Raw genomic sequence first — 12363 nt, forward strand, 5'->3', positions numbered from 1 at the left:
ATTCTACATAGATAAAAAAATCCCTTTTCTAATGTTTAGACCTTTTTAAGGGGTCTTGAACCTTCAGTTTTTTTGCTTATCTATGTGGCTATTTCGTAGCTGCCCACATGCAGCCATTATGTCTGAGCCCATCTCTCTTCTAACTGTTGCCTCTATACCATTATTCTTTAATATACTAGCAAATCTTTTAATAGATTCATCCTTAGATTTTTCAAATGCAGCTTTTTCCACTGGATTAACAGGTATTAGGTTAACATGACATAATAAACCTTTTAATAACATTACAAGCTGGTTTGCGTGGATTTCTAAGTCATTTACTCCTTTTATTAATGAATACTCAAATGTTATTCTTCTATTATTTTTTGATAAATAATAATGACAGCCATCAATTAATTCCTCTATAGAATATTTTCTTGCTATGGGCATAATTTTTTGTCTTAATTGGTTAGTTGGAGCATGTAGAGAAATAGCTAAATTAATAGGTATTCTAAGGTCTGCAAGCCTTTTAATTTCTGTAACAAGCCCACAGGTGGATAGTGTAATATGCCTATTGCCAATGTTTAAGCCTTTTTTGCTGTTAGCAATTCTTAAAAAGGATACAACCTCTTTAAAGTTATGGAGGGGCTCGCCGCTGCCCATTAGTACGATATTAGATACTCTTTGACCTATATCATTGTTTATAGCATGGATTTGATCAATTATTTCACCTGCTGTAAGGTTTCTAACTAATCCTCCCTCAGTTGAGGCACAAAAGCTACAGCCCATACTACAGCCCACTTGTGTTGATATACAGGCAGTTAATCCATGCTTGTACTTCATTAAAACCCCTTCAATAATATTACTATCATCCAATAGGAACAAATATTTTGTAGTTCCATCTATTTTTGAGACAAGCTTTTTTTCAATTTTTAAGGAAGTTATAAAGGCTTTACTCTTTAAGTCCTCTCTTAAGGTCTTTGATAAATTCGACATATCATCAAAGCTTTTAATTCCTTTGTGTATCCATTGGAAAATTTGCTCTCCTCTAAACTTAGGCTCTCCCAATTCCTTAGTAAAGTCTACTAACTCTTCATCTGTTAGACTTAATAAATCTGTTTTTTCCAACCTTAATCCTCCTAAGCAGTACTAGTTTTCTTTATCTCAGCGGCGTTACTAACACTCCCGCTTCTTAAGCGGGAGATAAGTGCCGCCAAGCTTCGAAATAAGGGCAACTAGAGTTCAGTTGGAGTTAAAACACCATCTGAACTAAGTTTTCTTTATAAATTTTGCTATAAAAAACCCATCAGTTTTGTGGATATTAGGATAAAGCTGTATAGTTGCTGCTAACCTATCACCTGGAATTAAGCTTTTGTAATCCTCACCTAAGTTAACCAATTGATAATCAGGTGATTCCTTTAAAAATTTTTCAGCTACTCCAATATTCTCTCTTGGGTCAATTGAACAGGTGCTATAAACTAAAGCCCCACCAGGCTTAACATATAAGGCTGCATTTTTTAATATATTAAGCTGTAGCAAAGTTATATGCTTAAAGTCATCCTGTTGCTTTCGGTATTTTATTTCAGGCTTTCTACGGATTATACCAAGCCCTGAACAGGGTGCATCAACCAATACCTTATCGGCTTTACTTAACAAGCCTTTATCTATATCCTTACCATTGAATTTTTCTGTATTTATAATCTTTACTCCTAACCTTTTAGCATTTTTATTGATTAATTCTAGCTTATGATCGTATACATCCCTAGCAATTATGGTGCCTTTATTATTCATAAGCTGTGCCATATGGGTGGTTTTGCCTCCTGGGGCACTACATATATCTATAACCAAATCATTTTCTTTTGGTTCAACGATTCTGCCTACTAGCATCGAGCCAAAATCTTGAATATAAATATCACCACTTTTTAGTGCTTCTAATTCAAATAGATTACTATCTCCTTTAATGCTTAGGGATTCTTCAATAAATTGATTTTTTTCAACTTGAAAACCACTATTTCGCAAACTTAAAACAGCATCATCAACCGATGTTTTTAAAGTATTTACCCTTACATTTAGGTCAGGCTTTTCATTGTTTGCCTTCAATAAAGCTTCTGTAAACTCAGCTGAAAAGGACTTTAGGAACTCTTCCACCATCCACTTTGGATGGGAGTAGGTTACTGATAAATATCCTATGAAATCCTTTTTCTTATTAGGTAGCTTTATTTCTTCTTTTCCCCTTAGCATGCTTCTAAGTACTCCATTTATAAAGCCTGAGGAGTCTTTGCAATATTTCTTTGAAAGATTTACCGATTCATTTACAGCTGCTGATGGTGGTATTTTATCCAGAAATAAAATTTGGTAGGTGGAAATACGTAATAAAATTAATGTATAGGTATCAATTTTTTTTATTTTGATTCTTGAAAACTGACTAATTACATAATCAAGCCTTATCAAATTTTCTAATACTCCATAGACCAGCTCTGTTAAAAAGCCTCTATCTCTGGAGTTATAATTATTTCTTTTTATTTCTTTACCTAATGCTATGTTTGAATAGCCTTTATCTACTTCTATCTCATATAGAACTCTTAATGCTCCTTCTCTTGCATTCATACAGCTTCCTCCTACTGGTGTATCAAATATTAAAAAGCAAAGGCATAATTTGCCTTTGCTACCTTCTTCTACCCCGTAGAATCAGTAATCTTAATAACTGTGCTATAGCTGTAGCCATAGCAGCCACATATGTTAGTGCTGCTGCCTTTAAAACCTTTTGAGACCCATTTATTTCATCTCTTGTTATAAATCCATTGGCATCTAATAGCTTCATTGCTCGACTGCTGGCATTAAACTCTACAGGTAGGGTAGCTACTTGAAACAGCACCGCTGCTGTATATAGTAAAATACCTACATCTAGTAAAGGTGGTGAAATAAGAAAGCCTGCAATAACAAATAGCCAAGCAGCAGATGAACCAAAGCTTGCAATTGGGTAAATTGAGTTTCTAATTGATAGTGGTACATATCCATTAGCATGCTGTAGAGCATGGCCTACCTCATGGGCCGCTACACTTACGGAGGCTATAGAGCTTCCTTGATACACTTCCCTTGACAGTCTAATAATTCTTTTTCTAGGATCATAATGATCACTTAAGTGGCCTGCTACTAGCTCCACTGGAACATCCCTCAAACCATTTGTATCTAAAATCTGTCTTGCAACATCATAGCCTGTATATCCCTTTCGGGTAGATACCCTCAAATATTTATGAAAGGTTGACTTAACTTTGCTTTGAGCGTACATTGCAAATATTATAGCAGGTATTAATACTACAAATGAACTATCAAATAATCCGTAACCAAATCCATATGGGTACATTTTAATCACTCCTTTATAAAATGTTTAATAGCCTTTTCTACTTCATCAATGCTAACATTCGTATTCATACAGGGTCCTTCAGGTCTACTATTAATTATTGCTACTACAGGAATACTCTTAACATCCTGTAAGCCACTAATTAAGTCCCTTTCACAGGCTATAGCGATAATAACCTTTGGATTAACATCCTTAATTATTTTTCTTGCCAATGTTCCCCCTGTAGCAATTCTAAAGTGAATGTTATATTTGTCCTTTAAGCTTATAAGCTTATCTACATCACATTTACCACACCTCTTACAATTATATATATTATGTGTGATTTTGTAGGGACAAAAGGATTTTTGAAGACAATGGGGTGTTATAATTAACATATCCTCACCATCCACATTATAGGCATCTACTAATATTAACCTATTATTAAGCTCAGCGTAAATTCTTCTAATATCGTCCTTTTTAACATTAATAACTTTACCTATTGCTATCATTATTGGGTAAAAAAAGTTTAAGCTTAATTTAATTATACCCTTTGAGTAAAATGGTATGTACTTATTATACCACAGTTGTTTAACAGTAATTAAGGTTAAAATTATAAGTATAGCAATTAAAGTAAAGGCTGTTATTAAAATAATAATAACATATCTCGCATAAATTATGCTTTGCTTATATGAAATCATACTAATAAGTGTAATTATTAATATAGATATAAAGAGCATGGAAAAAAGGATTTTTAATAATGGCTTAAGCCTTTTAAGTTTTTCTTTTTTAACAATCTTTGTTTTCTCCAAGTTTATTACCCTTTTCAATGTTATTTCCCACCAAGTAATCCTTAACAAGCATCCTCTTACCACCACTAAACTGAATCTCTTGAATCACAAGTAGGTTTTTAGAAGTACCAACATAAATCTCGTCCTTTGTAACCTCTACTATCTCTCCTGCTGTATAGTTTATATCTGTTTCTTCTATTCTACTACTAAATATCTTCATAACCTTATTTTCATAGGTTGTATAGGCACCTGGCCATGGAATTGTACCTCTAATAAGGTTTTTAATTTGCTTGGCATCTTGAGACCAATCTATTCTACCTAATTCCTTGCCCATTATTGGTGCATAGGTTGCTTCTTCATGATTTTGAGGCTCCCTTTCTATTCCGCCTACCTCTATTAAGTCAATTGTTTTAGTTAATAAATCTGCACCTAAGCCCGAAAGTCTATTGTGTAATTCTCCTGCTGTCTCATCTGCTCCAATTAAAGTTTCTTCCTTTAATATCATATCACCTGTATCTAAACCTACATCCATATACATAGTTGTTACTCCTGTCTTACTTTCCCCATTTATTATAACCCAATTTATTGGAGCTGCTCCACGATATTTTGGAAGCAAGGAAGCATGTACATTGATGGATCCGAAGGGTGGTACCTCCAGAATATCCTTAGTTAGTATATGCCCATAGGCCACCACTACAATTAAGTCGGGCTTTAAAGCTCTAATAGTTTCTAAGGTATCATCAGCCTTTAGATTACTGGGTTGATAAACAGTAATTCCCTCTCTAATAGCAACATCCTTCACAGGGGGAGTTACGATTTTTTTTCCTCTACCCTTTGGTTTATCTGGCTGTGTAAAAACAGCTACTATTTCATGCTTTTCATCTATTAAAGCCTCCAAGCATGGTACTGCAAAATCTGGTGTCCCCATAAAGATTATTTTCATTATATCACCCCTTACTCCTCATCAATAACTCTATCAATAAATAAAATTCCATTGAGATGATCAATCTCATGGCAAATTGCCCTAGCCAGCAACCCACTACCTTCTATTATTATCTCTTTACTATTACGATCTAATCCTTTAACCTTTACTCTATCTGGACGAATTACTTTACCAGATTTGCCTGGTAAGCTTAAGCAGCCCTCATTATCACATTGCTCCCCATCCTCTTCAATTACCTCTGGGTTTATCAGTTCAATTAATCCATCACCTATATCTATTACTATTAATGCCTTAAGGATACCAACCTGTGGAGCCGCTAATCCTACTCCGTCAGCATGGTACATAGTTTCTGCCATATCATCAAGAAGCAAATGTATTCTGTCATCTATTTTTTCAACTCTCTTAGCCTTCTTTCGTAAAACTGGGTCATCATCTTGTCTTATTATACGAATTGCCATTGCTAACCTCCTATTTTTACATTAAATTATATGGATTTATATCAATGCTTACTGTAATTGAGTTGGGAATGTATTTTTTTCTATGCTGAATAAAAATAGACTTAACAATCCCCTTAAGTAAGCTGTATTCTACACCTATATCCTTTAATATGATTTGATACCTATACTTCTCATTAATTTTGGCTATTATAGCCTCATTTGGACCTAATATAACCTCTTGTAATGCTTTAATACCCTTTGATTCTAAAATATATTTTATTATTTTGTATATTTGCTTAGAGTATTGAAATACCTCTTCTTCATTCCTTCCGCTAAAATTGATTGCTAATAGATTGTTAAAGGGGGGATAACCAAATTCCTTCCGTATTGCTATTTCTTCATTATAAAAGCTGATATAATCATGCTTTGAAGCTGTCATAATGCTGAAATGCTGCGGATCATATGTCTGTAATATGACATTACCCTCATGAAGTCCCCTGCCTGCTCTACCTGCAACTTGAGTAATAAGCTGAAAGGTTTTCTCTGATGCCCTGAAATCCGGCAGGTTTAGGGTTGAGTCTATAGATATAATACCTACTAAGGTTACATTAGGAAAATCTAAGCCTTTGGTAATCATTTGGGTTCCGATTAAAATGTCTATATTGCCCCTTTTAAAGCTATTAAGGATTTTTTCATGGGTTCCCTTTTTACTTGTAGAATCCATATCTAAACGTGCTATGCTTGCTTTTGGAAAATATGATTGTATTACCTTTTCTAGCTTTTGGGTTCCAGCACCAAAGTATTTTATTAGTCCACTATTACAATCTGGACATGCTTTAGGTGCAGGTAGCTCCTTTCCACAGTAGTGACATAGCAGTGTTTTGCTCTCCATATGGAAGGTTAATGATATATCGCAGTGGGAGCATTTTATTACATAGCCACAGCTTTTACAGGAGACAAAGGTTGAAAAGCCCCTTCTATTTAAAAACAGTATAGCTTGCTTTTTCTCTGGTAAATTACTCTTAAGTAGCTTTCTTAGTCTTCTGCTTAGTATCTTATTATTTCCTTCATCCAACTCCTTCTTCATATCCACAATTTCAATTGATGGTAGCTTGGCTGTCATTGCTCTTTTTGTAAGGGATACAAGCTTTAAATCATCTGTCTTTGCTTTATAGTAGCTTTCAACTGATGGAGTTGCAGACCCTAAAACTAATACAGCATTTTCTGTGGCACCTCGATATTTTGCAACATCTATTGTATGATATTTTGGACTTTGCTCAGACTTATATGTACCTTCATGCTCTTCATCAATAATTATTAAACCAAGGTTTTTAAAGGGTGAGAAAACAGCTGACCGGGCACCAATAACCATATTAACCTTTCCTTCTAAAATTCTTCTCCATTCATCATAGCGTTCTCCCTCCGATAAGCTGCTGTGAAAAACTGCTATTCCTTCTTTAAATCTACCTCTAAATCTTTCAACCGTTTGGGGTGTTAATGCTATTTCAGGAACTAAGACAATTCCTTGTTTTCCTAGTTTTTTAGCCTCCTCCATCAGTTGAAGGTATATTTCAGTTTTACCACTTCCTGTTATACCATGAATTAAATATGATTCTGTCTTATTATTATTTATTGAATTAGAAATTTCGTCAATAATAGTCTGTTGCTCTAATGAAGGCTTTAACTTTGGAAACTCTTCAATAGTAGCTGTAGAAAAGGGATCTCTTTTTTGCTCCCTTTCAACTGTTGTAATATAACCCTTGTTAATAAGAGCCTTAATAGGAGCATTTGATATATTTAAGTGGCTTTGTAAAGCTTTAGTCTTAGCCTCTCCACTAGTCATTAAATAATTAATAACCTCCAATTGTTTTTGAGCTTTTTTCAACTTAGGTTCTATTGCTTCTATTTGTTGCTTAGTAATATTTAATTTTAAATATATCTCCTTCTTAACCTTCACCCTTGAGGTTACATAGTGTATTATCTCAATTAGCCCTCCGTTGGCTAGGGTTTTAACTGTTTGATAGCAGTCCTTATATGGAAATTCTTTATTTAATACATCCATATCTATTGCCCCTGCATGGACTTCTAAAAATTCCAATATGCTTTTTTGTCTAGTGTTTAAATTAGCTTTTTCTTTCCAGTTTTCAGCAATAAGCTTTATTTTTTTCTTTTCTTTATTGACGATTCCAGCTGGTATTATACAATGGATAGCTTCAATGTACTTACATAGATATTTGCTTTTCATCCAAAAAATCATTTTTATTTGCTGTTGGGACAAAATGCATTTATAATCTAGGGGTGCTATTATCTCCTTCAAAGAAGTACCTGTTTCCTCTACTTCCTTAATGTTTAATATATATCCCTCTAGTCTTTTATTTCCTCTTCCAAAGGGAACCAGTACCCTCATACCGCATTGTATAGCTTTAACCATTTGGGTGGGAATTAAGTAGTCAAAGAGTTTATCTGTTTCATAGCTGCTATTATCTACAATTACCTGAGCAATAAGTCTACTGTTACTCAATTACATCCACCTCCTGAACACCACTATTATACCAAATTTTTGTTAACATTAAAAATGATTATCAACAAAAAACTATTATACACTTTTTTACAAAAATAATAAAACCCAGTGATAAGTATATGTATTAAATATAATTACTGGGTTTTAAGCCATTAACTTTACAGATCTAATATTTTATCTAATATTCTATGGGAAATATCTAACTTAGACATCTTATCAATTTTAATGATATTATAGCTGCTATCTATTAAATATACAGCATTTGTATCTGACCCAAAGCCAGATCCCTCTTCAGTTAAGTCATTGGCTACAATTAAATCAAGATTCTTTTTAGCAACTTTAGCCTTTGCATATTCAATTATATTATCTGTTTCTGCTGCAAAACCAATAATTTTTTTACTCCCCTTGTTTAAGCCTAACTCATATAATATGTCAGGGTTTCTAACAAGGTTAATTTGTAGAGGTCCTTCCTGCTTTTTAAGCTTGTTAATAGCTTTAATCTCTGGTCTATAGTCTGATACTGCTGCTGATTTTATTATAATTTCATTTTGCTTAAAGTGTTCCATAACTCTATTATACATTTCTTCAGCTGAGGTAACTGAAATAACTTCAACACCAGCTGGTGCCTTTAAGGCTGTAGGTCCAGAGATAAGAGTAACATTAGCCCCACGGGACTTCGCTGCCTCTGATAAAGCATAGCCCATTTTACCTGTGGAACGATTTGAAAGAAACCTTACAGGGTCTATTGCCTCAATTGTAGGTCCTGCTGTAATTAATACATTCTTATTTATTAAGTCCTGTTTTGGAGCCATAGCATTAATTACAAATTCAATAATTCCATCCACCTCACAAAGCTTGCCTATACCAATATCTCCACAGGCTAAGCGACCTGATGCTGGAGAAATAAAGCCATACCCTAAATCCTCTAGTCTTTGAATATTTTGTTGAACTATAGTATTTTGATACATTATTGTGTTCATTGCAGGTGCAAAAACTACTTTTGCAGTTGATGCCATTATTGTAGTCGAAAGCATATCATCTGCAATTCCATTTGCAACTTTACCAATTATGTTTGCAGTTGCTGGTGCAACTAGAATTAAATCTGCTTTTTGTGCAAGACTTATATGTTCAATTTCCCAATAACGAGGAGTTTCAAACATGTCCATCATTACAGGATTCTGACTTAGAGCTTGAAATGTATGGGGAGCTACAAACTCTGAAGCCGATTTAGTTAGAATTACATCTACTGTAGCCCCAAGTTTCTTTAACCTGCTTACAATATCACAGGCCTTATAGGCGGCAATGCCTCCTGTCACTCCAACAACTATCTTTTTTCCCTTCAGCATCCCATCACCTTCTTATTTGATTTCTTCCTCTATTCTTTTGTAGCTGATTTTCCCCTCATGTATTTCTTGTGTAGCTATAGAAACTGGTTTTTTTGAGTTTGGCTGAATTGACACTGACTCTCCATCTATAATTTGTCTTGCCCTTTTAGAAGCAGCCAATACCAAAGTATACCTACTATCTATACTTTTCATTAAATCATTTGTTGATGGATACAACATTATATACTCATCTCCTTTAATAAAGTTAAAATCTTAGTTTTATTTCTTCATGTACTCTTAAAACCTTGCAGTTTTCAGCTCTAATAATAGCCTCTATATCTGCTCTGGCTCTTTCTACATCATCATTTATAACAACATAATCATACTTAATAACCTGATTTATCTCTCCTCTTGCAGAGCCATAGCGGGTGTTTATATCCTCCTCTGTTTCTGTGCCTCTATTAATTATTCGACTTTTTAACTCCTGCAGGGAAGGGGGTAGAATAAAAACAAAAATACCCTCTGCAAATTTTTCTTTTATTTGAAGAGCTCCTTCAATATCAATTTCTAGTAATACATCATTTCCCTTTTCAAGGTTTTCTATTACATACTTTTTGGGTGTCCCATAATAATTACCGTAGACCTCTGCATATTCCAATAGCTGGTCATTATTAATCATATTTTTAAACCTATTATGATCTATAAAAAAGTAATTAACACCTTCTTCTTCTCCACTTCTTGGAGCCCTAGTTGTTGCTGAAATAGAAGCCATAATCTGTGGGTTTTTTTCAAGCAACCTTTTACATATTGTACCTTTTCCTGCCCCAGAAGGTCCAGAAATCACTATTAGTAAGCCTTTTCCCATAATATCTCCTCTTTCTAGTATTCCTACTCGCCAGCAATATTGGTCTCAGCTTCTTTGCTGTTATCCTTTGAGTTAAGTCTTTGGGCAACTGTTTCAGGTTGAACTGCTGATAAAACAACATGGTCACTATCGGTTATAATTACAGCCCGTGTTCTTCTACCATATGTTGCATCAATCAGCATTCCTCTATCCCTTGCCTCTTGAATAATTCTTTTTATTGGTGCAGATTCTGGACTTACAATTGCAACTATACGATTACCCGAAACTATATTCCCAAAACCTATGTTTATTAGCTTAATATTCATTTGTATGCCTCCTACTCAATATTTTGAACCTGTTCACGCATTTTTTCTAACTCACTTTTTATATTAACTACTATATTGGTAATAGTTAAATCATTCGCCTTAGAGCCAATAGTGTTTACCTCTCTGTTCATTTCCTGAATAAGAAAGTCCAGCTTTCTACCAATAGAATCATCTTCACCCATAGCCTTTTTAAACTGCTTAATATGACTGTAAAACCTTACTATTTCCTCTGTTATGCTGCTTTTATCAGCAAAAACTGCTACCTCCATAAGAATACGATTATCATCAAAGTCAAATCCATCATCTAGTATTTCGTTAATTCTGTCGGTTAGCTTCTGTCTATACTCGTTAACTATTAATGGACTTCTTTCTTCAATATCCTTAATCATGCTATTAATAATATCTAATCTCCTAATAATATCATTATAAAGCTGCTGTCCCTCTATATTTCTCATTTCCATAAGTCTATTAAGGGCCATTACTAAAGCCTCTTCCAAGCAGCTCCAAATCTCGTCTTCGTCGTCTTCAACCTTCTCAACTTTTAGAACATCAGGAAATTTAGATATTACAGATGTTGTTAAATCATTATCTATCCCTAAGCTTTCGCTTATTGCTTCTAAGGCAGTGTAGTATTGTTGTGCTAAGGCTATATCAGGAGTTATTTTTACATCTGATTCTCCAAGGCTTTCCGCATTAACATAAACCTCTACCCTTCCTCTTTTTACTTCCTCTTTTATTTTTTGTCTTATTTTTTCCTCTAAATATGTAAATATTTTAGGCATTTTTATAGATGTATCCATATAACGATGATTCAAAGATTTAAGTTCAACAATAAATTTTTTCTGTGGGGATTGTGCTTCTCCTCTACCAAAGCCTGTCATGCTTTTCACCATATTTATCACCCTCCATTTACTAAAAAGCAAGCCTATATATTTTGTTTAGTTCTTAAGATAATATATACCTTCACAGATGGTTTCTGCAGGTCCCTCCATCTCCATATTACCGTCATTGCTTATACTAATAAATAGTTTACCTCCATCAATAGTTACCTCAATCCAATTATCTACCATTCCTAATAAATACGCAACACCACATACACTAGTAACACCTGTTCCACAAGCAAGGGTATAGCCAGCTCCCCGTTCCCAGGTTTTTACTGAGATTGCAGCTCTATTGTGTATTTTAGCGAAATTAACATTTGTCTTTTCAGGGAATATTTCTAATCCTTCTATTATTGGCCCAAAATGCTTTACAGCTTCATCATTTAACTCCTCAGTAAATATAATGGTATGAGGTACACCCATTAACACTGAAGAAATCTGAAATTCTCTACCCTCCACCACTATTTTTTTATTGATGTAATTATCACCATTGTAGGCAACTGGTATAGCTTCTGGCTTTAGTAGCATTTTACCCATGTAAACCTTAACAAAGCTAACCTTACCATCAGCTGTCTTAGTATTTACAGTTAAAAGTCCTGCTTTAGTTTGTATCTTAAAAATCTCTTTTTTAACTATTTTTTCATCATATACGTATTTAGCAAAGCATCTAATTCCATTACCACACATACTTGCCAAAGACCCATCCCTATTAAAATATATCATTTTAACAGAAGCATTTTTATCCTCTGGAGAAGCTACTATCATCATTCCATCTCCTCCAATACCAAAGTTACGGTGGCAAGCTTCAATAGCTAATCTGCTAAAATCCTTGGGGTATGGAAAGTCATTGTAGTTTATGACAATAAAATCATTACCTGTTCCATGCATTTTCTTAAAAGGAATTTTCATTATATCACCCTCTACTCAATTTTACTTATTAAAGTAGTAATTCTCACCTTTTTCGTGTATGATTGTATTATTG

The 12363-nt window shown here is 34.1% G+C and carries 13 protein-coding genes; all 13 read right to left on the minus strand.

Annotated features, from left to right (window positions below; translation table 11 throughout):
• Nucleotides 1-63 precede the first annotated feature (63 nt).
• Nucleotides 64-1104, minus strand: coding sequence for a 23S rRNA (adenine(2503)-C(2))-methyltransferase RlmN (rlmN, locus tag F8154_RS07230; protein ID WP_151860946.1), 1041 nt, complete (start codon nucleotides 1102-1104; stop codon nucleotides 64-66).
• 141 nt (nucleotides 1105-1245) lie between these two features.
• The gene (gene rsmB, locus F8154_RS07235; protein WP_151860947.1) at nucleotides 1246-2583 is read right to left on the minus strand and encodes a 16S rRNA (cytosine(967)-C(5))-methyltransferase RsmB; all 1338 of its coding nucleotides are present in this window, start codon (nucleotides 2581-2583) and stop codon (nucleotides 1246-1248) included.
• 58 nt (nucleotides 2584-2641) lie between these two features.
• Nucleotides 2642-3340, minus strand: a complete 699-nt coding sequence (locus F8154_RS07240) for a zinc metallopeptidase (protein WP_151860948.1) — start codon at nucleotides 3338-3340, stop codon at nucleotides 2642-2644.
• A gap of 5 nt (nucleotides 3341-3345) precedes the next feature.
• Nucleotides 3346-4014 (minus strand): DUF116 domain-containing protein, encoded by a 669-nt coding sequence (locus tag F8154_RS07245; RefSeq protein ID WP_243141201.1) that lies wholly within the window; start codon nucleotides 4012-4014, stop codon nucleotides 3346-3348.
• A gap of 88 nt (nucleotides 4015-4102) precedes the next feature.
• A complete protein-coding gene (gene fmt, locus F8154_RS07250; protein WP_151860949.1) occupies nucleotides 4103-5047 on the minus strand; it encodes a methionyl-tRNA formyltransferase in 945 nt (314 codons plus the stop codon).
• 11 nt (nucleotides 5048-5058) lie between these two features.
• Entirely contained in the window at nucleotides 5059-5505 is a 447-nt protein-coding gene (def, locus tag F8154_RS07255) for a peptide deformylase (RefSeq protein WP_151860950.1), read from the minus strand.
• Nucleotides 5506-5521: 16 nt separating this feature from the next.
• Nucleotides 5522-8005 (minus strand): primosomal protein N', encoded by a 2484-nt coding sequence (gene priA, locus F8154_RS07260; RefSeq protein ID WP_151860951.1) that lies wholly within the window; start codon nucleotides 8003-8005, stop codon nucleotides 5522-5524.
• Nucleotides 8006-8163: 158 nt separating this feature from the next.
• Complete coding sequence (gene coaBC / locus F8154_RS07265) at nucleotides 8164-9351, minus strand: bifunctional phosphopantothenoylcysteine decarboxylase/phosphopantothenate--cysteine ligase CoaBC (RefSeq protein WP_151860952.1); 1188 nt, start codon at nucleotides 9349-9351, stop codon at nucleotides 8164-8166.
• A gap of 12 nt (nucleotides 9352-9363) precedes the next feature.
• The gene (rpoZ, locus tag F8154_RS07270; RefSeq protein ID WP_151860953.1) at nucleotides 9364-9570 is read right to left on the minus strand and encodes a DNA-directed RNA polymerase subunit omega; all 207 of its coding nucleotides are present in this window, start codon (nucleotides 9568-9570) and stop codon (nucleotides 9364-9366) included.
• Nucleotides 9571-9595: 25 nt separating this feature from the next.
• Complete coding sequence (gmk, locus tag F8154_RS07275; protein WP_151860954.1) at nucleotides 9596-10195, minus strand: guanylate kinase; 600 nt, start codon at nucleotides 10193-10195, stop codon at nucleotides 9596-9598.
• Nucleotides 10196-10218: 23 nt separating this feature from the next.
• A complete protein-coding gene (remA, locus tag F8154_RS07280) occupies nucleotides 10219-10500 on the minus strand; it encodes an extracellular matrix/biofilm regulator RemA (RefSeq protein ID WP_151860955.1) in 282 nt (93 codons plus the stop codon).
• A gap of 11 nt (nucleotides 10501-10511) precedes the next feature.
• Nucleotides 10512-11393 carry a YicC/YloC family endoribonuclease gene (locus tag F8154_RS07285; RefSeq protein ID WP_151860956.1) on the minus strand — a complete coding sequence of 294 codons (882 nt, stop codon included), beginning with the start codon at nucleotides 11391-11393 and terminating at the stop codon, nucleotides 10512-10514.
• A 45-nt stretch (nucleotides 11394-11438) separates the two neighbouring features.
• Nucleotides 11439-12290 (minus strand): diaminopimelate epimerase, encoded by an 852-nt coding sequence (dapF, locus tag F8154_RS07290; protein WP_151860957.1) that lies wholly within the window; start codon nucleotides 12288-12290, stop codon nucleotides 11439-11441.
• Between the last annotated feature and the right edge of the window lie 73 nt (nucleotides 12291-12363).

Source organism: Alkaliphilus pronyensis (assembly GCF_009017275.1).
Lineage (GTDB): Bacteria > Bacillota > Clostridia > Peptostreptococcales > Natronincolaceae > Alkaliphilus_C > Alkaliphilus_C pronyensis.